20 protein-coding genes are annotated in these 20626 nt (G+C 72.2%); 12 read left to right on the top strand and 8 right to left on the bottom strand.

All coding sequences use genetic code 11. The features are described from left to right. Positions 1–7: 7 nt before the first annotated feature. From JOF41_RS31920 to JOF41_RS31930, 3 genes are read left to right on the top strand one after another with little or no spacing between them, the layout of a single operon-like run. Positions 8–355, top strand: a complete 348-nt coding sequence (locus tag JOF41_RS31920) for a YbaB/EbfC family nucleoid-associated protein (protein WP_307867591.1) — start codon at positions 8–10, stop codon at positions 353–355. Continuing rightward, positions 355–948, top strand: coding sequence for a recombination mediator RecR (gene recR, locus JOF41_RS31925; protein ID WP_189221353.1), 594 nt, complete (start codon positions 355–357; stop codon positions 946–948). Before JOF41_RS31920 ends, recR begins: the two co-directional genes overlap by 1 nt. Further along, positions 945–1418, top strand: a complete 474-nt coding sequence (locus JOF41_RS31930) for a uridine kinase family protein (RefSeq protein ID WP_209623590.1) — start codon at positions 945–947, stop codon at positions 1416–1418. The genes recR and JOF41_RS31930 overlap by 4 nt, the downstream gene beginning before the upstream one ends. 90 nt (positions 1419–1508) lie before the next feature. On the opposite strand, the gene JOF41_RS31935 is transcribed toward JOF41_RS31930, so the two are convergent. The 4 genes from JOF41_RS31935 to JOF41_RS31950 form a co-directional block, all read right to left on the bottom strand. Then, positions 1509–2450, bottom strand: coding sequence for a hypothetical protein (locus JOF41_RS31935; protein WP_209623591.1), 942 nt, complete (start codon positions 2448–2450; stop codon positions 1509–1511). Continuing rightward, positions 2447–2950, bottom strand: coding sequence for an RNA polymerase sigma factor (locus JOF41_RS31940; RefSeq protein ID WP_209623592.1), 504 nt, complete (start codon positions 2948–2950; stop codon positions 2447–2449). Before JOF41_RS31940 ends, JOF41_RS31935 begins: the two co-directional genes overlap by 4 nt. Then, on the bottom strand, positions 2947–3159 hold the full coding sequence (locus tag JOF41_RS31945) for a hypothetical protein (protein WP_189221349.1): 213 nt from the start codon (positions 3157–3159) through the stop codon (positions 2947–2949). The genes JOF41_RS31940 and JOF41_RS31945 overlap by 4 nt, the downstream gene beginning before the upstream one ends. Positions 3160–3223: 64 nt before the next feature. Then, positions 3224–6487 (bottom strand): AfsR/SARP family transcriptional regulator, encoded by a 3264-nt coding sequence (locus tag JOF41_RS31950; protein ID WP_209623593.1) that lies wholly within the window; start codon positions 6485–6487, stop codon positions 3224–3226. A gap of 238 nt (positions 6488–6725) precedes the next feature. On the opposite strand from JOF41_RS31950, the gene JOF41_RS31955 reads away from it, so the two are divergent. Genes JOF41_RS31955 through JOF41_RS31975 form a run of 5 tightly spaced genes read left to right on the top strand, consistent with a single transcriptional unit; the run spans position 6726 to position 12529 of the window. After that, positions 6726–8405 carry an ABC transporter substrate-binding protein gene (locus tag JOF41_RS31955; RefSeq protein ID WP_209623594.1) on the top strand — a complete coding sequence of 560 codons (1680 nt, stop codon included), beginning with the start codon at positions 6726–6728 and terminating at the stop codon, positions 8403–8405. Positions 8406–8438: 33 nt separating this feature from the next. Further along, positions 8439–9449: an ABC transporter permease gene (locus tag JOF41_RS31960; RefSeq protein ID WP_189221346.1), complete on the top strand. Its 1011-nt coding sequence runs from the start codon at positions 8439–8441 to the stop codon at positions 9447–9449. Between the two features lie 4 nt (positions 9450–9453). After that, the gene (locus JOF41_RS31965; protein WP_189221345.1) at positions 9454–10392 is read left to right on the top strand and encodes an ABC transporter permease; all 939 of its coding nucleotides are present in this window, start codon (positions 9454–9456) and stop codon (positions 10390–10392) included. Between the two features lie 5 nt (positions 10393–10397). Then, the gene (locus JOF41_RS31970) at positions 10398–11396 is read left to right on the top strand and encodes an ABC transporter ATP-binding protein (protein ID WP_189221741.1); all 999 of its coding nucleotides are present in this window, start codon (positions 10398–10400) and stop codon (positions 11394–11396) included. Between the two features lie 14 nt (positions 11397–11410). Next, on the top strand, positions 11411–12529 hold the full coding sequence (locus JOF41_RS31975) for an ABC transporter ATP-binding protein (RefSeq protein WP_372448538.1): 1119 nt from the start codon (positions 11411–11413) through the stop codon (positions 12527–12529). A 57-nt stretch (positions 12530–12586) separates the two neighbouring features. Here the strand turns inward: JOF41_RS31975 and JOF41_RS31980 are convergent, their stop codons facing one another. Further along, complete coding sequence (locus JOF41_RS31980) at positions 12587–13141, bottom strand: TIGR03086 family metal-binding protein (protein WP_209623595.1); 555 nt, start codon at positions 13139–13141, stop codon at positions 12587–12589. 72 nt (positions 13142–13213) lie between these two features. On the opposite strand from JOF41_RS31980, the gene JOF41_RS31985 reads away from it, so the two are divergent. Next, entirely contained in the window at positions 13214–13792 is a 579-nt protein-coding gene (locus JOF41_RS31985; protein ID WP_189221343.1) for a TetR/AcrR family transcriptional regulator, read from the top strand. A 132-nt stretch (positions 13793–13924) separates the two neighbouring features. On the opposite strand, the gene leuA is transcribed toward JOF41_RS31985, so the two are convergent. Further along, entirely contained in the window at positions 13925–15718 is a 1794-nt protein-coding gene (gene leuA, locus JOF41_RS31990) for a 2-isopropylmalate synthase (protein ID WP_209623596.1), read from the bottom strand. Between the two features lie 227 nt (positions 15719–15945). On the opposite strand from leuA, the gene JOF41_RS31995 reads away from it, so the two are divergent. Beyond that, a complete protein-coding gene (locus JOF41_RS31995; protein ID WP_189221341.1) occupies positions 15946–16245 on the top strand; it encodes a hypothetical protein in 300 nt (99 codons plus the stop codon). A 3-nt stretch (positions 16246–16248) separates the two neighbouring features. On the opposite strand, the gene JOF41_RS32000 is transcribed toward JOF41_RS31995, so the two are convergent. Then, positions 16249–16899, bottom strand: coding sequence for a nitroreductase family protein (locus JOF41_RS32000; protein ID WP_209623597.1), 651 nt, complete (start codon positions 16897–16899; stop codon positions 16249–16251). Further along, the gene (locus tag JOF41_RS32005) at positions 16899–18146 is read right to left on the bottom strand and encodes a glycosyltransferase family protein (protein ID WP_307867592.1); all 1248 of its coding nucleotides are present in this window, start codon (positions 18144–18146) and stop codon (positions 16899–16901) included. The genes JOF41_RS32000 and JOF41_RS32005 overlap by 1 nt, the downstream gene beginning before the upstream one ends. A gap of 104 nt (positions 18147–18250) precedes the next feature. Between JOF41_RS32005 and JOF41_RS32010 the strand changes: the two genes are divergently transcribed. Next, positions 18251–19516: an aspartate kinase gene (locus JOF41_RS32010; RefSeq protein ID WP_189221339.1), complete on the top strand. Its 1266-nt coding sequence runs from the start codon at positions 18251–18253 to the stop codon at positions 19514–19516. Next, entirely contained in the window at positions 19513–20577 is a 1065-nt protein-coding gene (locus JOF41_RS32015) for an aspartate-semialdehyde dehydrogenase (RefSeq protein WP_189221338.1), read from the top strand. The genes JOF41_RS32010 and JOF41_RS32015 overlap by 4 nt, the downstream gene beginning before the upstream one ends. The last annotated feature ends 49 nt before the right edge of the window (positions 20578–20626 follow it).

Below are 20626 nucleotides of genomic sequence, written 5' to 3' on the forward strand. Positions count from 1 at the left end.
AACCGCGGTGCAACCCGGTCAGCCCAACATGCAGCAGATCCTCCAGCAGGCGCAGAAGATGCAGCAGCAGCTGGCCACCGCGCAGCAGGAGCTGGCGGAGGCCGAGGTCACCGGCACGGCGGGCGGCGGCCTGGTCACCGCGGTGGTCTCCGGCGGCGGCGAGCTCAAGAGCCTGGCCATCGACCCGAAGGTGGTCGACCCGGACGACGTGGAGACGCTGTCCGACCTGGTCGTGGCGGCGGTGCGGGACGCCAACCGGGCCGCGCAGGAGCTGGCCGCGCAGAAGATGGGCCCGCTGGCCAGCGGCATGGGCGGACTGGACGACCTGGGCGGCCTCGGCGGGCTGTTCGGCTGATGTACGAGGGGCCAGTCCAGGACCTGATCGACGAGCTCGGCCGGCTGCCGGGCGTCGGTCCCAAGAGCGCGCAGCGCATCGCCTTCCACCTGCTCGCCGCCGACCCGGCCGACATCGGCCGACTGCAGGACGCGCTGCAGAAGGTCAAGGAGGGCGTGGTCTTCTGCGAGGTCTGCGGCAACGTCTCGGCCGAGTCGACCTGCCGGATCTGCCGCGACCCGCGCCGCGACCTGACCCTGATCTGCGTGGTCGAGGAGCCAAAAGACGTGCTCGCGGTGGAGCGCACCCGCGAGTTCAAGGGCCGCTACCACGTGCTCGGCGGCGCGCTGGACCCGTTGTCCGGCATCGGGCCGGACCAGCTGCGCATCCGGCAGCTGCTGACCCGCATCGGCACCGACGTCAACGAGATCATCATCGCCACCGACCCGAACACCGAGGGCGAGGCGACCGCCACCTACCTGGTGCGGATGCTGCGCGACTTCCCCGGCCTGACCGTGACCAGGCTGGCGTCCGGCCTGCCCATGGGCGGTGACCTGGAGTTCGCCGACGAGCTGACCCTCGGTCGGGCGCTGTCCGGCAGGCGCAGCATGTGAGGATCGTCGCCGTGGACGGGCCCTCGGGCTCGGGCAAGTCGACGTACGCGCGCGGCCTCGGCGGCGCCGTCGTGCCCACCGACCACTTCGCCACCTGGGACGACCCGGTGTCGTGGTGGCCCCGGCTGGTGTCGGGGGTGCTGGAGCCGCTGCTGCGCGGCGAACCCGGCCGGTACCGGCGGATGGACTGGAGCACCGGGCTGCCGCGCCCAGGCGACTGGGTGACCGTCGAGGTGCCCGAGCTGCTGGTCATCGAGGGCGTGTCGGCCGCGCGCCGCAGCATCGCGCCGCTGCTGGACGAGGCGGTCTGGGTGGAGGTGCCCGACCCGGCCGCGCGCCTGGAGCGCGCGGTGGCGCGGGACGGCGAGGCCAGCCGCGCCCACCTGGTGCGCTGGCAGGCGTTCGAGCGCGGCTGGTTCGCGGTCGACGGCACCCGCGAGCGCGCCACCAAGGTCGTCCACCCCGACTGATCAGATCAGGATTGATCAGGTCAGGGCTGATCAGGTCAGGGCTGATCAGGTCAGGGCTGATCAGGTCAGGGCTGATCAGGTCAGGGCTGATCAGGTCAGGGCGGCGCGCTCGTCGGTGGTCAGGCCATCCGCCCGGATCTCCCACAGGTCGGCCCCGACGCGGGTCGAGTTGTGGCGCACCCAGTCCTCCCAGGCGGCGGGCCACCGGGTGGCGGCGGACCACCGCACCCCCTCCAGCGGGATTCCCCCCAGGTCGGCGTCGGTCAGGTCCGCGCCGGTCACATCGGTGACGGACCGCTGGACGAGTCGCACCCCCTCGACCACTTCGCGTCCGATCAGTCCGCTGTCGTCCAGGTCGCTCTCCAGGGCCTGCCTGAGAGAACCCGCGTCCCCGTGCCGTCCCAGGAGGAGGAGGACGTATTTGAGGGCCGCGCCGAGGTTGGTGTCCTCTTCCAGGGCCATTGCCTTGTCCTGGACAGCGGTGAGCTCGTAGGTGGTGCGGGACGACTCTTCGACGGGGATGCGCTTCTTGATCCGGTCCAGGTTCCTGGCGATGCCGGGGGCGATGCCCGCGCGGCGGGCGTGGTCGATCGCCCGGTCGACGAAGGCGACGAGCAAGCGGGTGACGTCCTGGCCGTGCTCGCGGACGTTGTCGCTGGCGCGAGCGACGATGAGCGCCTGATCCAGCTCGTGGACGAGTGCCCGGAGAGCACTGCGCGTGGACGGGTCGATTTCCGCGGCTGCCCGGACCGCGCCCAGTCCTCCCAGGGGCAGCCAGCGGCGGGCGAGGAGCCTGTCCCGCGGCGGCCGTGCCGCCAGCAGGTGGGCGAATCGGAGCAGCGCCGACCTGTGCCTGCGAGTCACGATCGCGTTCAGGCCCGCGTCGAGGTCCAGCACGTCGTCCAGGGCGTCGGTGAGCGCGGCGGCCCTGCCGGGCAGCCGGGCGTCGGCCAGACCGGCGTCGAGGTCCAGGACCTCGTCCAACGCGGTGTCCAGGGCGGCCAGGCCGTCCCGCAGCCACTGGTCGGTCACCGGTCCCCCTCCCGACGCGCGATGAGCGCCTTGCGGGCCTGGTAGAGGTTCGCCCGCACGGCTTCCGGGGTCATCCCCAGCTCGGCGGCGATCTCCGCCGGGGTGTGGTCGTACAGGGTCCACGCCATCACCTGCCGTTGTCGCGGCGGTAATCGCGCCAGCTCCGCCACCACCTCCTGCGTCTGGTGCCAGTGCTCGACGTCGGCGGTGGCGCGCAGCAGCGGCGGGTCGGCGGTGGGAGTTTCCCGCGAGGAGAACAGCGCCCGGCCCAGCGCGCGGGAGGCGGTCCGGTAGGCCCAGGCGCGGGGCTGGGAGACCTCCGCCCAGCGCCGGTACAGCGTGGTCATGGTCTCCTGCGCCAGGTCCGCCGCCAGCGGCAGGTCCGCGCCCTGGAGCAGCAGGAACGCCACCAGCTGCCTGGTCGTGGCCCGGTAGAAGTCGCTGAACGCGGTGTCGGCGGCGTGCTTCGCGCCGACGTGCGAGGTGGTCGGTTCGCTCACCGGTCCCTCCTGATGCGCACCCGGAGCCTGCTGCCGTCGCCGCGCACGTCGTCGATCTCCACGTCACCGGCGGCGGGCAGCCGGGCGGCGAACGCGCGCAACGCCTCCTGCCGCCGCCGCTCCCGCACCGCCCACCACCGCAGCCGCGCCACCAGGCCCGCCACCGCGATCAGCTGCGCGCCCAGCGCCCACGCCACCTGCCACCCCATCCCGCCTCCGTCCGAAGCCGTTGTCGGGAGTAAGAGGCGGCGCGGCCCGCCCGCGTGAAAGCGGTCACTCGGACGGCTCAAGCAAGGCCCGCACGACTTCGGCCTCCGGCGCGTCCACGGCGGTGAACAGCTCCAGCGCCGCGCGCCACCGCGCCGCCGCCCCCGCCGGGTCGCCCAGCGCCGCCCGCGCGTCCCCGGCCAGGTGCTCCGAGCGCGCCAGCACCAGGCGCTGCCCGGTCGCCCGGCTCAGCTCGCCCGCCCGCTGCGCGTGCTCCAGCGCCCCCGCCACCTCGCCCTGGTCCAGCAGGACGCGGCCGAGCAGGGCCAGCACCTCCACCTCGGCCACCCGCAGCCGGTAGCGCACGGCGCTGTCCAGCGCCTGCCCCGCCGAGTACCGCGCCTCGTCCAGCCTGCCCGCCGCGTGGTGCGCCCTGGCCAGGCCCCTGCGCGCCGCGCAGGTCCCCCACGGGTAGCTGGTCTCCTCGGCGATGCGCAGCGCCTCGGTGTGCCTGGCCATCGCGTCGGCGACCCGGCCCGCGCCCAGCAGCGCCTCGCCCAGCACGTTCTTGGCGTCGCAGTGGCCCTTGAGGTTCTCCCGGTCCACGGCCAGCGCCACCGCGCGGCTGGCCTCGGAGATGGCGTCGGCGTACCGGCCGCGCAGCACGTACGACAGCGCCAGGCCCTCGTGCCGGATGTGCGCGAACCGCCGCGCGCCCGCCAGCTCGTACAGCTCGCCGGTGCGCTCGTACAGCCGCGCGGCCCGCTCGGGCCTGCCCTGGAACAGGTGCACCTCGCCCAGCGCCCGGTGGCTGTCGGCCTGCGCCATCCACGAGCCCAGCCGGTTGCCCACCTCCAGCGAGCCCTCGAAGCAGGACACCGCCCGGTCGAGCTGGCCCAGCTGCATGTAGACCCCGCCCAGGTTGTACAGCGCGATGCCCTGCTGCTGGGACGCGCCGATGTCGCGGGTGATCGCCAGCGCGCGTTCCAGGTGGTCGGCGGCCTGCTCCAGGTCGCCCAGGTCGATGTGCACGGCGCCGAGGTTGGCCAGCACGGCGGCCTGCGCGGGCGGCGGCGCGCCGGTGCGCCGCTGGATCGGCAGGGCCCGGCGGAAGTGGTCCACGGCCACCCGGTGCTGGCCGATCGCCCAGTGCAGGGTGCCCAGCGAGGACAGCATCGCCACCTCGCCGACCGGGTCGCCGATGCCCTGCGCGACCGCCAGGCCCGCCTTGGCGGTGGCCAGCCACTCCACCGGCATCCCCCGCGTGTAGAAGTACCGGCGCAGCGCGTCGACCAGCTGCCAGCAGTCGGCGTCGGGGCTGCGCTCGGCCGCGTGCGCGACCAGCGCCACCAGGTTCTGCCGCTCGGCGTCCAGCCAGGCCAGCGCCTCGGCCGGGGTGGTGAACCGCCGCGGCGAGACCTCCGGCACGACCGCCGCGCGGGGCAGCCGCAGCAGGTTGCTCTTGAGCGTGTCGGTGGCGTTGTCCACCGAGCGGATCGACCAGTCCAGCAGCCTGCGGAACGCCTGGGCGCGCCCGACCGGGTCGTCCTCCACGGCCAGCCGCTCGGCGGCGTACTCGCGCAGCAGGTCGTGGAACTGGTAGCGGCCGGGGACGTGGTTGTCCACCAGGTTCGCCGTGGCCAGCCGGTCCAGCCTGCGCCGCGCCTGCTGTGCGGTCAGCCCGCCCAGCGCGGCGGCGAGGTCCGGGGTGATGTCGCCCGGCGCCAGGCTGAGCACCCGGAACAGCTGCGCCAGCTCCGGTTTGAGCGCGGTGTAGGACAGGTCGAACGCCGCGTGCACGGCCGCCCGCTCGTCGCCCTCCACGCTCAGCGCGGCCAGCCGGTTGTCCGCGCGCAGCTCCGCCACGTACTCGGCGATGGTGGTCTCCGGCCTGCTCAGCAGGTTCGCCGCGGCGATGCGCAGCGCCAGCGGCAGGTGCGCGCACACCTCGGCCAGCTCGTCGGCGGCCGCGCGCTGGGCGGCCACCACCTCCGCGCCGAGCATCCCGGCCAGCAGCGCCCTGGTCTCGTCCAGGTCGAGCACGTCCAGCCGCACGTTGGAGGCGGCGTGGCTGACCGCCAGCCCGCGCAGGGTGTCCCGGCTGGTCACCAGCACCGCGCAGCCCGACGAGCCGGGCAGCAGCGGCCGGATCTGCTCGGCGTTGGCCGCGTTGTCCAGCACCACCAGCACCCGCTGGCCCGCCAGCCGGGACCGGAACATCGCCTCCTGCTCGTCCTGGTCCAGCGGCACCGCCTCGGGGGGCACGCCCTGGGCGCGCAGGAACCGGGGCAGCACGTCCACCGCGCTCAGCGGCGGTCCCTGGGCGTAGCCGCGCAGGTTCACGTACAGCTGCCCGTCCGGGAAGCAGGACCTCAGCCGGTGCGCCGCGTGCACTGCCAGCGCCGTCTTGCCCACCCCCGGCGGGCCCGCCAGGGTCACCACCGGCACGCCCTGCGCGCTGCGCAGCAGCGCCTCGATCAGCCGCACGGCCTGCTCGCGGCCCACGAAGTCGACGACGTCGGCGGGCAGCTGCGAGGGCACCACCCGGTCGCGCCTCGGCGGCGTCCCCCCGCCGGGGTCCAGCGCGGGCGCGCCGCTGAGCACCTGCTGGTGCACCCGGCGCAGCTCGTCGCCGGGGTCGATGCCCAGCTGCTCGGCCAGCAGCGCGCTGACCCTGCGGTAGGCGGCCAGCGCGTCGGCCTGCCTGCCCGACCGGTACAGCGCCACCATCAGCCGCGCCCACAGCCGCTCGCGCAGCGGGTGCTCGCTGGTCAGCCGGGCCAGCTCGGGGACGAGCTCGGCGTGGCGGCCCAGCTCCAGGTCCACCTCGACCCGCCGCTCCTCGGCGTGCAGCCGCCGCTCGCCCAGCCGGGGCACCTCGTCGCGGTGCAGCACCTCCGAGGGCACGTCGACCAGCGCCTGCCCGCGCCACAGGCCCAGCGCCTCGGTGAACAGCGCCGAGGCCGCCTCCAGCCGCCCGGCGGCCCGCTCCCGCTCGCCCCGCTCGACCAGCCGCTCGAACCGCGTCACGTCGACCGCGCCGGGGTCCACGTCGACCAGGTAGCCGTCCGGGACGGTGCGGATCGGCACCGCCGGGCCCAGCGCCTGGCGCAACCGCATCACGTAGGTCTGCAGGGTGCCGCGCGCCCGAACGGGTGGGTCCGCGCCCCAGATGTGCTCCGCCAGCTGGTCGACCGACACGCTCGACCCGGCGCGCAGCAGCAGCGACACCAGCAGGCACCGCTGGCGCCCGGCGCGCACCACCACCGGTTCGCCGTCGACGAGCACCTGCAGTGGGCCGAGCAAGCGGAACTCGACCTCGGAACTCACCGGGCGACCTCCCCTCCGCTCGGCTGCGGTGTTGCTTTTCACACTCCGTTGTACAGCGTATGAGGACGTGACACTGGTCATGCGCGTTCACGGTGGGTCAGCGGGCATACGCCGGATGTACGAGTATGTCGATCCACGTGGCCGGATCGTGACCTCCGTTACGCCAGGAGGGTTGTAGTGACCGGTTAGGGTCCGTGACCACACCGTGAGATCCCGGATTTCCCCAAAGGGGTGTTTGATGGTTCATTCCCGAACGGCCCAGCGCCGCTGGACGGCCGCGATCGGCCTGACCGGCGCCGCTGCGCTCGCACTGTCCGCCTGCGCCCAATCCGAGCGGGGGGATGAGTCCGGGGCGGGCAAGCAGGGCGGCACCTTCACCTTCGGCGCGGCGGGCGCGCCGAAGCTGTTCGACCCCCTGTTCGCCACCGACGGCGAGACCTTCCGCGTCGCGCGGCAGATGTTCGACGGGCTCACCACGTTCAAGCCGGGCACCGCGGAGCCCGCGCCGTCGCTGGCCGAGAGCTGGGAGAGCACCCCGGACGGCCTGACCTGGACGTTCAAGCTGCGCCAGGGCGTGAAGTTCCACGACGGCACCGCGTTCGACGCCCAGGCCGTGTGCGCCAACTTCGACCGCTGGTACAACCTGAAGGGCGCGGCCCAGTCCGACGCCGTGTCGCAGTACTACGTCGACAACTTCGGCGGGTTCTCCGACGGCGCCAAGCCCTCGCTGTACAAGTCGTGCAGCGCCAAGGACGCGAACACCGCCGAGGTGGTGCTGACCTCGTCCACCTCGAAGTTCCCGGACATCCTGGGTCTGCCGTCGTTCTCCATGCAGAGCCCCGCGGCGCTCAAGCAGTACGACGCCGACAACGTCCAGGCGCAGGGCGACAGCTTCGTCTTCCCGGCCTACGCCAACGAGCACCCCACGGGCACCGGTCCGTTCAAGTTCGGCAAGTACGACAAGGCCAACGGCACCGTCGAACTGGTCCGCAACGACGATTACTGGGGTGAGAAGACCAAGCTGGACAAGCTGGTCTTCCGGATCATCCCGGACGAGACCGCGCGCAAGCAGGCGCTGCAGTCCGGCGACATCGACGGCTTCGACTTCCCGAACGCCGCCGACTGGGAGAGCCTGAAGTCCGCGGGCTTCAACGTGCAGGTGCGCCCGGCGTTCAACATCCTGTACTTCGGCATCAACCAGAAGAACAACCCGGCGCTGCGCGACCTGAAGGTCCGCCAGGCGCTGGCGCACGCGATCAACCGCGAGCAGCTGGTCAAGTCGCAGCTGCCCGAGGGCGCCGAGGTCGCGACCCAGTTCATCCCGAAGACGGTGGGCGGCTTCGCCGACGACGTCACCGAGTACCCGTACGACCTGAACAAGGCCAAGCAGCTGCTGGCCGAGGCCAACGCCTCGAACCTGACGCTGAAGTTCTACTGGCCCTCCGAGGTCACCCGCCCGTACATGCCCAACCCGAAGGACATCTACGGCGCGATCGCGGCCGACCTGCAGCAGGCGGGCATCACCATCGAGACCGTCACCAAGCCGTGGAACGGCGGCTACCTGACCGACGTCGACCAGGGCATCCCGGACGTGTTCCTGCTGGGCTGGACCGGTGACACCGGCAGCGCCGACAACTGGATCGGCACCTTCTTCGGAAACCCGGAGAACCGGTTCAACACCGGCGCCGCGACCTGGGGCAACGACCTGGCCGCGCAGCTGAAGACCGCGGACGCCGAGCCGGACCGCACCAAGCGGTACGGCCTGTACGAGGACCTCAACCGCAAGATCATGTCCGAGTACCTGCCCGCCATCCCGGTGTCGCACTCGCCGCCCGCGCTGGTGGTCAAGAACAACGTCAAGGGCATCGTCCCGAGCCCGTTGACCGACGAGAAGTTCGGTCCGGTCAGCATCGGCTGATCGGACGGACCCGAGACACAACGGGGTTTACCAGTGCTCCGCTATACGGTTCGACGGCTCATCCAGCTCGTCGTCGTGGTGCTGGTGCTCTCGTTGCTCGTCTTCGCGTGGTTGCGCGCGCTCCCAGGAGGGCCTGCATCGGCCCTCCTGGGAGACCGCGGCACGGAGGAGTCGCGGGCGGCGTTGAGCAAGCAGCTCGGCTTGGACCAGCCGATCTTCGTCCAGTACTTCAGATTCCTCGGCCGCGCCCTCACCGGGAACTTCGGCAACTCCACCGGCGTGCAGCCCGGTGACTCGGTGGTCGACATCTTCCTCCAGCGGTTCCCGGCCACCATCGAGCTCAGCGTGCTGGCGATCCTGATCGCCATCGCCGTGGGCATCCCGCTGGGCTACCTGGCCGCGCGCAGGCGCGGCGGCCTGTTCGACAACTTCAGCGTCGGCGCCTCGCTGATCGGCGTCGCGGTGCCGGTGTTCTTCCTGGCCTACCTGCTCAAGTACGTCTTCGCGACCAAGCTGGGCTGGCTGCCCTCGCTGGGCAGGCAGGCGGGCGACATCGACGCCACCAGGGTCACCGGCTTCTTCGTCCTCGACGGCATCCTCACCCAGGAGTGGGACGCCGCCTGGGACGCCTTCGTGCACCTGCTGCTGCCCGCCGTGGCGCTGGCCACCATCCCGTTCGCGGTGATCTTCCGGATCACCAGGGCCGCGGTGCTCGACGTGCTCAACGAGGACTACGTGCGCACCGCCGAGTCCAAGGGCCTGCTGGGCACCGTGATCCGGCGCAGGCACGTGCTGCGCAACGCGATGCTGCCCGTGGTGACCACCATCGGCCTGCAGATCGGCGCGCTGCTCGCGGGCGCCGTGCTGACCGAGAAGGTGTTCGGGTTCAGCGGGGTCGGGGAGGCGCTGGCGCTCGGCTTCGAGCGGCGCGACTACCCGGTCCTGCAGATGTTCATCCTGGTCGCCGCCATCGTGTACGTGCTGGTCAACCTCCTGGTGGACCTGTCCTACGCGCTGGTCGACCCGCGGATCAGGACGAGGTAGCGCCATGAGCACCCCCACCACGAAGAAGGAGCGCATCGACGCGCTCGCCGAGACCTCGGCGCGGTCGGACTCCGGCGTCAGCCTCGCGGCCAGCGCCTGGAAGCGGCTGCGCCGCAGCCCGGTGTTCCTGCTCGGCGCGGCGATCATCGTGCTGTTCCTGGTCACCGCGGCCATCGCGCCGTGGCTGGCGCCGCACGACCCGGCCGCCCGCGACCTGATCGACCAGGTCGTCAAGGCGCGCAACGAGATCCCGCCGCCGCAGGAGGGCCACCCGCTGGGCGGCGACCAGGTCGGCCGGGACTTCCTGTCGCGGCTGCTGGTCGGCTCCCAGCAGACCCTGCTGGTCGGCGTGTTCGCCACGCTGATCGGCCTGGCGGGCGGCCTGGTGCTGGGCACGCTCGCGGGCGCGTTCGGCGGCTGGGTCGACTCGCTGGTCATGCGCGTGGTCGACGTGATGCTGTCGATCCCGCAGCTGCTGCTGGCCTTCGGCATCGGCGCGCTGTTCGCCAGACCGAGCCTGTTCACCGTCATCCTCGCCGTGTCGATCGTGCAGATCCCGGTGTTCGCCCGGCTGCTGCGCGGCTCGATGCTGGCCCAGCGGTCCAGCGACCACGTGCTGGCGGCCACGGCGCTGGGCGTCAAGCCCGCGCCGATCGTGTTCCGGCACATGCTGCCGAACTCGCTGGGCCCGGTGATCGTGCAGTCCACCCTGGTGCTGGCCACGTCGATCATCGACGCGGCGGCGCTGTCGTTCCTCGGCCTCGGCAACCCCGACGACACGATCCCCGAGTGGGGTCAGATGCTCGGCACCGCCCAGACCGTCATCGACAGCCACCCGCACCTGGCCTTCTGGCCCGCGGGCTGCATCATCGTGATCGCGCTCGGCTTCACCCTCGTCGGCGAGTCGCTGCGCGACGCGCTCGACCCGAAGAACAGGCGGTGAGCCACGTGGCACTGCTGGAAGTCCGCGACCTCAGCGTCGTGTTCGAGCGCAAGGGCGAGCAGCCCTTCACCGCGGTCGACAAGGTCAGCTTCGACGTCGAACCCGGCCAGACCGTGGGCCTGGTCGGCGAGTCCGGCTGCGGCAAGTCGGTGACCTCGCTGGCCATCATGGGCCTGCTGCCCAGGCGCGGCGCGAAGGTGTCCGGCTCGGTGCGGTTCGAGGGCGCGAACCTGCTCGACCTGTCGGACAAGGAGATGCGCGACCGGCGCGGCCGCGACCTGGGCATGGTGTTCCAGGACCCGCTGACCTCGCTCAACCCGGTCATCCCGATCGGCCTGCAGGTCACCGAGGTGCTGGAGCGGCACCGCGACATGCCGCGCAAGAAGGCCATGGTCGAGGCGGCCGAGCTGCTGGACAAGGTCGGCATCCCGGACCCGACGCGGCGGCTGTCGGAGTACCCGCACCAGCTCTCCGGCGGGATGCGGCAGCGCGCGCTGATCGCCATCGCGCTGGCGTGCAGGCCGCGGCTGCTCATCGCCGACGAGCCGACCACCGCGCTGGACGTGACCATCCAGGCCCAGATCCTGGCGCTGCTCAAGGAGCTGGTGCGGGACATGGGCACCGCCCTGGTGATGATCACCCACGACCTCGGGGTCGTGGCCGGGCTGTGCGACGAGGTCAACGTGCTCTACGCGGGCCGCGTCGTGGAGAAGGCGCAGCGGCACGAGCTGTTCGGGCAGCCGCGCCACCCGTACACCTACGGCCTGCTGTCGTCGATCCCGAGGCTGGACGCGCCGCGCGGCGAGAAGCTGGTGCCCATCAAGGGCTCCGTTGCCGACAACATCCCGTGGACGCAGGGCTGCGCCTTCGCGCCGCGCTGCCCGAACGCGCTGGACGTGTGCGTCAACGTCACGCCCGCGCAGGAGGACATCGGCGGTGGCAGGCTGCTGCGCTGCCACAACCCGGTGCGGCCCGAGGTCGCCGAGGAGGTGACGACCGCGTGACCGCCGAGTCCGTGGTGCAGGACAGGCCCGTGGGCACCGAGCTGGTGTCGGTGCAGGGCATCAAGGTGCACTTCCCGATCAAGCGGGGGGTGCTGCTGGACCGCACGGTGGGCCACGTCTACGCGGTGGACGGGGTGGACCTCAGCGTCCGGCGCGGCGAGACCTACGGGCTGGTCGGCGAGTCCGGCTGCGGCAAGTCCACCCTCGGGCGGGCCATCCTGCGGCTGACCGAGCCGACCGAGGGCCGGGTGGTGTTCGACGGCACCGACCTGTCCCAGCTCAAGGGCGAGCCGCTGCGCACCATGCGGCGGCGGATGCAGATGGTGTTCCAGGACCCGATGTCGTCGCTGGACCCGCGCCAGTCGGTGGAGTCGATCCTGGTCGAGGGCCTGCGGGCGCACGGGCTGGACAAGGGCCGCGAGGCCACCGGCAAGCGCCTGCGGGAGCTGCTGGCCTCGGTGGGCCTGCCGTCGACCTCGCTGCGCAAGTACCCGCACGAGTTCTCCGGCGGCCAGCGGCAGCGCATCGGCATCGCGCGGGCGCTGGCCGTGGAGCCGGACCTGATCATCGCCGACGAGCCGGTGTCCGCGCTGGACGTGTCGGTGCAGGCGCAGGTGGTCAACCTGCTGGAGGACCTGCAGGAGCAGCTGGGCCTGACCTACCTGGTGATCGCGCACGACCTGGCGGTGGTGCGGCACATCTCCGACCGGGTCGGCGTGATGTACCTGGGCGGGATCGTGGAGGAGGCGACCTCCGACGGGCTGTACGCCGAGCCGCTGCACCCGTACACCAAGGCGCTGCTCTCGGCGATCCCGGTGCCCGACCCGCTGGTGGAGGACCGGCGGGAGCGCATCCTGCTGCAGGGCGACCTGCCCTCGCCCGCCAACCCGCCGACGGGCTGCCGGTTCCACACCCGGTGCCCGTGGCGGCAGGCGACCAAGTGCGACACCGAGCGGCCCGCGCTGCGCGAGGTGCTGCCCGGCCACAAGGTGGCCTGCCACTGGGCTGAGGAGATCCGCGACGGCCGGATCCGGCCGCACGCCGTGGAGGCCGAGCTGGTGGAGGAGGACGGCATCTCGCCGGACGTCCCGCTGGTCGGGCCCGCCTCGGTGACCGAGGCGCTCAACCCGTAGCGCACGCGCGAAGGGGGGCGGTCCCAGTCGGGGCCGCCCCCCTTCGTTTTCCCCCTATCAGGCGGGCCAGCGCGGTGAGCGGCCGAGCAGGCCCACCAGCCGGTCCGTGAGCGGCGCGTCCTCCGGCACGGCGACCGGGAGGGCGAAGGGGCCGCCCGGTCCGCGCACGTCCGGGGTGCTGGGGTAGCGCCTGGCCATCCGGAACGCGGCTTGTGCCAGGTCGGCGGGCAGCGCGGCGTCCCGCCCGGTGGCCTTGGCCAGGTCCCACGCGTGCACCAGGTGGTCCACGAAGTGCCCGGCCAGCACCTGCTTGCCCGACCGCCTGCCGAAGCCGGGGAAGTCCGCCTCGCGGTCGAGCGCGGCCGGGTCGAGCTCCTCGGCGAACCGGTCGGCGGTGATCCGGTAGGCGGTGACCGGTTCGGTGTCCGGCTCCTCCAGTTCGACGCCCAGCGCCGCGCCGAACTTCAGCGTGGTGTCGACCTGGTGGTGCAGCAGGTCGCGCACGGTCCAGCCGGCGCATGGCGTGCTCGCGTCGAGCTGCTCGGCGGTCAGGCGGCTCATCAGCTCGACGTTCAGGGCGGTGGCGGCGCGGTCGAGTGCCAGCAGGTCCATGTCGTCCCCCTCAACTTGTACGAACGATCGTACTATTAGTTGGGGAGCTGTCAACGGGGTTACCGTGTCGGCGTGAAGGTGGACGGGCGCGTGGAGCGCGGCGAGCAGACCCGCAGGCAGATCCTCGGGCGGGCGGCGGCCATCGCCTCGGTGGAGGGTCTGGAGGGGCTGTCCATCGGCAGGCTGGCCACCGAGCTGGCGGTCAGCAAGAGCGGCGTCTTCGCCCACTTCGGCTCCAAGGAGGAGCTGCAGCTGGCCACCGTCCGGGCCGCCGCCGCCGTCTTCGTCGACCGGGTGGTGAAGCCCGCGCTGGAGCTGCCGCCGGGGCGGGCGCGGCTGGAGGCGCTGTGCGAGGGGTGGCTGACCTACTCCGAGGAGCGCACCTTCCCCGGCGGGTGCTTCTTCCACGCCGTGCAGGCCGAGTTCGGCGCCCGCCCCGGCCGGGTGCGCGACAAGATCGCCGAGTACGGGACCAAGTGGCACGACCTGGTGACCGCCACCGCGGCCGAGGTGCCGGGCGTGGCCGACCCGGCGCAACTGGCGTTCGAGCTGATCGCCGTGCTGGAGCTGGCCAACAGCCGGTCGGTGCTGCACGACGACCCCGACGCCTACCGCCGCGCCCGCCAGGCCCTCCGCTCCCACCTCCCCTAACGCCTGCAAGTACTACCCGACGTGCCCCAGAGGGCCGCTGACTACTACCCGGCGTTCGAGCGCTGAGGCCCGCCGGGTAGTAGTCAGCGGCGCTGGGAGAGGGACCGGGTAGTACTTGCCGACGCGGAGTGGTCAGCGGTTGGCGCGGTTGACCGCCGAGACCAGGGCGCGCAGCGACGAGGCCACCGTGGAGCTGTCGATGCCCACGCCCCACAGCACCCGGTTGCCCACCGCGCACTCCAGGTACGCGGCCGCGCGGGCGTCGTCACCGGCCGACAGGGCGTGCTCGGAGTAGTCCAGCACCCGCACGTCGTAGCCCACCGACGCCAGCGCGTCGACGAACGCCGCGATCGGCCCGTTGCCCGACCCGGTGACGTCCTGCTCCTCGCCGTCCACCACCAGCACGGCCTTGATCCGCTCGTGCCCGCTGCCGTCGCTGGTCACCTTGTGCCGCACCAGCCTCAGCGGCGCGGTGGCGTTGAGGTACTCCTCGGCGAAGGCGTCCCACATCTCCTTGGGCCCGACCTCGCCGCCCCGGCTGTCGGTGACCTCCTGGATCACCTTCGAGAACTCCACCTGCAACCGGCGCGGCAGGTCCAGGTGGTGCTCGGTCTTCATCAGGTAGGCCACGCCGCCCTTGCCGGACTGCGAGTTGACCCGGATGACCGCCTCGTAGGTGCGGCCCACGTCCTTGGGGTCGATCGGCAGGTACGGGACCTCCCACGGGAACTCGTCCACGTGCCTGCCCGCGTCCTTGGCCGCGTCCTCCAGGGCCTCGAAGCCCTTCTTGATCGCGTCCTGGTGGCTGCCGGAGAACGCGGTGAACACCAGGTCGCCGCCGTAGGGGTGGCGCTCGGGCACCGGCAGCTGGTTGCAGTACTCGACCGTGCGCCGGATCTCGTCGATGTCGGAGAAGTCGATCTGCGGGTCGACGCCCTGGCTGAACATGTTCATGCCCAGGGTCACCAGGCAGACGTTGCCGGTGCGCTCGCCGTTGCCGAACAGGCAGCCCTCGATCCGGTCCGCGCCCGCCAGGTAGCCCAGCTCGGCGGCGGCCACGCCGGTGCCCCGGTCGTTGTGCGGGTGCAGCGACAGGATGATCGACTCGCGCCGGGCCAGGTTGCGCGACATCCACTCGATCGAGTCGGCGTAGACGTTCGGGGTGGCCATCTCGACGGTCGCGGGCAGGTTGATGATCAGCGGCTTGTCCGGCGTCGGCTGGATGATCGCGGAGACCGCGTCGCACACCTCCAGCGCGTAGGACAGCTCCGTGCCGGTGTAGGACTCGGGCGAGTACTCGTACCGGAACTCGGTCTCCGGGTACTTCTTCGCCTCCTCCAGCGCGAACGCCGCCGCGTCGGTGGCGATCTTCTTGATGCCCTCGCGGTCGGAGCGGAACACCACCCGCCGCTGGAGGACCGAGGTGGAGTTGTAGAAGTGCACGATCGCCTTGTGCGCGCCGCGCAGCGACTCGAAGGTGCGCACGATCAGCTCGGGGCGGCACTGGGTCAGCACCTGGATGGTCACGTCGTCGGGGATCGCGCCGTCCTCGATGATCTCCCGCACGAAGTCGAAGTCGGTCTGCGACGCGGCCGGGAAGCCGACCTCGATCTCCTTGTAGCCCATCCGCACCAGCAGGTCGAACATCTTGCGCTTGCGGGCCGGGGACATCGGGTCGATCAGCGCCTGGTTGCCGTCGCGCAGGTCGACCGCGCACCACAGCGGCGCCTTGGTGATCCGCTTGGCGGGCCAGGTGCGGTCGGGCAGGTCGACGACCTCGACCAGCTCGTGGAAGGGCCGGTACCGGTGCACCGGCATGGAGGTGCCGCGCTGGGGGTTCCAGGCGGGCTGGTCGGCGGGCGCGGGCCGGGCCGGGGGCCGGATGCGGCTGGTGCCGGTGGTGTACGCGTCGGGGCTCGTGCTCATGGGTGGTCTGCTCCTGCGGGCCGGTGGTGGGAGACGACCGGCGGCAACGCTCGATCCCGCGACGGGGGGCCGGTCTGGTCAGACCCCGTCACGGCGGCGAAGCAGGAGGGCACGTGCCATGTCGGACAGACTAACCAGATTTCGCTCGGACGTGGAACCGGAGGCCCAGATGGTGGAACTTCGCCCCGTCGAGTTTCACTCGAAAGTGATGGGGGCATCTCCTTGACATGTCCAGATGGCGTACGAGTACTCGGACCGGCAGCTTCAGCGCTGCCCGGCTCATCAGCGGTGTTGGCGCTGTCTTCGCGCTCATCGAGGTGCTCTACATCCTCCTGATCCTCTTCGGCGCGAACCAGGCCAACGCGTTCTTCCGGTTCGTCCAGCAGCTCGCCGAGCCGCTGGCGCTGTTCTTCCCCGGCCTGTTCCAGCTCGGCAACCCCAACCTCGACCTGATCGTGAACTACGGCCTGGCCGCGGTGTTCTGGCTGGTCGTCACCGGCATCGTCGCGCGAGTCGTGGCCCGCTAGCGGTCACACCGGACCGCCGGGCCCACTCCCGTCATGACCCGCGCTGCGTGCGCCGTCGGTCGTGGCGGGAGCGCTCGGTTGGGCGTCCGGTCGGAAGTACCGCCGCCCCCAGGTGCCGGTGAACACCAGGTCCTCCAGCGGTTTGCGGGTGCGCGGCCTGCGCTCCCTGGCCCGCAGGTCCTCGGGCAGCTCGCCGCTGTCGCCCAGCTCGCCCAGTGCGATCACGACCACCGGCCGGACCTCCTCGGGCAGCGCGAACTCCGCGCGCACCGCGTCCTTGTCGAACCCGCCCATCTGGTGCGCGACCAGCCCCAGGTGCACCGCCTGGAGCACCAGGTTCTGCACCGCCAGCCCCAGGCCGTACTCGGCGTTGGGCACCTCGCCGCGCTCGTCCGAGGTCACCACCGCGCCCACGACCAGCGCCGACGCCCGCCCCGCCCACGTGCGGTTGCCGCGCGACAACGCGCCGAAGATTCGCCCGAACGTGTCGTCCCCACGACGCCCCAGCAGGTAGCGCGCGGGCTGGGTGTTGCCGTGCGACGGGGCCCACCGCGCCGCCTCCAGCAGCACCCGCAGCACCCCGTCGTCCAGCTCGACGGCCCCGTCGAAGGCGCGCGGGCTCCAGCGGTCGGCGATGATCCGGTTCAGCTCCATCAGATCGCATACTGCCAGGCGGTGATCGCGTACGCGCCGAACCACGCGCTGAACACCGCCACCCCGGCCAGCACCGCCACCGCCGTGCCGGTGCGCCGCCTGGCCAGCCCCAGCGCCACCGGCAGCAGCAGGGTGAACGCGGGCAGCAGCAGCCGGGCCTTGGAGTTCATCAGCCCGTTCGAGCCCAGGTCCATCACCAGCACCGCCACCCCGTACACCAGCAGCGGCCACTCCAGCCGCCGCCGCCACCCCACCACGGCCAGCACCACCGCGCCCAGCAGCAGCCACACCGTGACCAGCTCCAGCACCGAGCGCGGCTCGCCCAGCACCAGCAGGGTGAACTTCCAGGTGGCCGTGCCGCCGTCGAACCGGGAGTCCCAGCCGCGCTGCTGCAGCGCGAACCAGCCGTCCCACTCGCCGGTGCGCAGCGCCACGTACCCCAGGTAGCCGAGCAGGCCCAGCGGGGCCAGCGCGCCGCCGACCCACGGCCACACCCCGTCGCGCCGCCGCAGCACCGCCACCAGCGCGGCCAGCCCCACCGCCAGCACCAGCGCGGCGGCCGTCGGCCGGACCAGGCCCGCCGCCGCGCAGCACACGCCCGCCAGCACCCAGCGCCGCTCCACCACGCCCACCAGCGACCACGCCGCCAGCGCGCAGAACGTGGCCTCCGAGTACGTCATCGACAGCACGACCGCCATCGGCGAGGCGGCGAACAGCACCACCAGCGCCAGCCCGGCCCGGCGCGACCCGCCCGCCACCCGCTCGCCCAGCCGCCGCAGGCCGTAGGCGCAGACCACGCCGCTGAGCAGGCTGACCACGAACGCCGCCTCGACCGGGCCCACCCCCGGCAGGACGTCCACCCAGCGCACCAGGCCGGGATAGCCGGGGAAGAAGGCCAGCGGGGTCTCCCCGCCGCGCCTGCCGAACGCGTCCACCAGCCAGGGCGGCACCTCGTCGTAGCCGCCCTGCGCGATGCCCAGGAACCACTGCCCGTCCCAGGAGGTCAGCGCCGCGGTGACGTCCTTGTCCCAGCGGGGCGCCATGAGCTGCAGCACGAGCAGGCCCAGCTCCCGCACCGCCAGGTACAGCGCGGCAGGCGCGAGCAGGACCACCGCCCGGTGACCGGCCGCCACGCGCAACCGGTCCCGCGCCGACGGCGCGCGCTCCGCGCCGTCCTCGGCGCCGTCTTCGGCGCCGTCGCCCGCGCCGTGCTCCGAGCCCACCGATCCAGCCTCCACCGTCGACACCGCACCGAGGGTAGTGAGGGCCCGAACACGGTGGCCGCTGTCCACGCCTTGGGCCAGGTACGCTGCCTGCCAACTGGGATTTCTCACCTGGGAGGAGAGGTTCTGTGGCGCTCGTCGTCCAGAAGTACGGCGGTTCCTCGGTCGAGAGCGCCGAGCGGATCAAACGGGTGGCCGAGCGGATCGTCGCGACCCGCAAAGCGGGCAACGACGTGGTGGTGGCCGTCTCCGCCATGGGCGACTCGACCGACGAGCTGCTCGACCTCGCCCGCCAGGTGTCCCCGGTGCCGCCCGCCCGCGAGCTGGACATGCTGCTGACCTCCGGTGAGCGCATCTCCATGTCGCTGCTGGCGATGGCGATCGACTCGCTGGGCGCGCAGGCGCGCTCCTACACCGGTTCGCAGGCGGGTGTGATCACCACGTCCGTGCACGGCAAGGCGCGCATCATCGACGTCACGCCCAGCCGCATCCAGGACGCGCTGGACGAGGGGGCCATCGCGATCGTCGCGGGCTTCCAGGGCGTGAGCCAGGACAGCAAGGAGATCACCACGCTGGGCCGGGGCGGCACGGACACCACGGCGGTGGCGCTGGCGGCGGCCCTCGGGGCCGACGTCTGCGAGATCTACACCGACGTGGACGGCGTGTTCACCGCCGACCCGCGCATCGTGCCCAACGCCAAGCGGCTGGAGACCATCTCCTACGAGGAGATGCTCGAGATGGCGGCGGCCGGGGCCAAGGTGCTCATGCTCCGCTGCGTCGAGTACGCCCGCCGCTACGGCGTGCCGGTGCACGTCCGATCCTCGTTCAGCAACAAGCCAGGGACCATCGTGTCCGGGTCAGTGGAGGACCTTCCCGTGGAACAGGCGATGATCACCGGCGTCGCGCACGACCGGTCCGAGGCCAAGGTCACGGTGACCGCCGTGCCCGACCACCCCGGTGTGGCGGCCCGGATCTTCCGGGTCGTGGCCGAGGCCGAGATCGACATCGACATGGTCGTGCAGAACATCTCGCAGGCGATGAGCGGGCGCACCGACATCACCTTCACCCTGCCCAAGGACGACGGCCCGCGCGCCGTCGCCGCGCTGGAGAAGGCCCGCGACGAGATCGGCTTCGAGAAGGTCATCTACGACGAGCACGTGGGCAAGGTGTCGCTGATCGGCGCCGGGATGCGCTCGCACCCCGGTGTGACGGCGACCTTCTGCGAGGCGCTGGCCAGCGCCGGGGTCAACATCGAGATCATCTCCACCTCGGAGATCCGCATCTCGGTGATCTGCCGGGACACCCAGCTCGACGACGCGGTGCGCGCGCTGCACGACGCGTTCGAGCTGGGCGGAGAGGAAGAGGCGGTCGTGTACGCGGGGAGCGGGCGATGAGCGGGCCGGTGCTGGCGCTGGTGGGCGCCACGGGTGCGGTGGGCACCGTCATGATCGACATCATCAACGGCCGGGAGTCCGTGCCGTGGGGCGAGATCCGGCTGATCGCGTCCGCGCGCTCGGCGGGCAAGAAGATCACCGTGCGCGGCCGGGAGCTGACCGTCGTCGAGCTGACGCCGGAGGCGTTCGACGGCGTGGACGTGGCCATGTTCGACGTGCCCGACGAGATCTCCGCCGAGTGGGCGCCGATCGCGGCGGCGCGCGGCGCGGTCGCGGTGGACAACTCCGGCGCGTTCCGGATGGACGACCAGGTGCCGCTGGTGGTGCCCGAGGTCAACGCGGACAAGATCGACGACCGGCCCAGGGGCATCATCGCCAACCCCAACTGCACCACGCTGTCGATGATGGCGGCGCTGGGCGCGCTGCACCGCGAGTTCGAGCTGCGCGAGCTGGTCGTGGCCTCCTACCAGGCCGCCTCCGGCGGCGGGCAGGCCGCGATCGACCGCCTCTACGCCGAGACCCAGGCGCTGGCGGGCAAGCAGGTCGGCGTGCGCGCGGGCGACGTGCGCGAGGCGCTGGACGCGGCCGGGCTGCCGGTCGCCGACTCGCCGTTCCCCGCGCCGCTGGCGCTCAACGTGGTGCCGTGGGCCGGGTCGCTCAAGGACGAGGGGTGGACCAGCGAGGAGCTCAAGGTCCGCAACGAGTCCCGCAAGATCCTCGGCATCCCGGACCTGAAGGTGTCCGCCACCTGCGTGCGGGTGCCCGTGGTGACCACGCACTCGCTGGCGGTCCACGCGACCTTCGCGCGCGAGGTCACCGTGGCCCAGGCGCACAAGATCTTCGAGTCGCAGCCGTCGATCGTGCTGGTCGACGACCCGGAGGCCAAGCGGTTCCCGACGCCCGCCGACGTGGTGGGCGGCGACCCGACCTACGTCGGGCGGGTGCGGCAGGCGCTGGACTTCCCGAACACGCTGGACTTCTTCGTGTGCGGGGACAACCTGCGCAAGGGCGCGGCGCTGAACACCTACGAGATCGCCGAGGGCCTGGCCTCCCGGCTCTGACCCCCGCGCCTGCAAGTACTACCCGTCCCCCTCGGACGAGCCGCTGGCT

The organism is Saccharothrix coeruleofusca, from assembly GCF_017876325.1.
GTDB classification, from domain to species: Bacteria; Actinomycetota; Actinomycetes; order Mycobacteriales; family Pseudonocardiaceae; genus Actinosynnema; species Actinosynnema coeruleofuscum.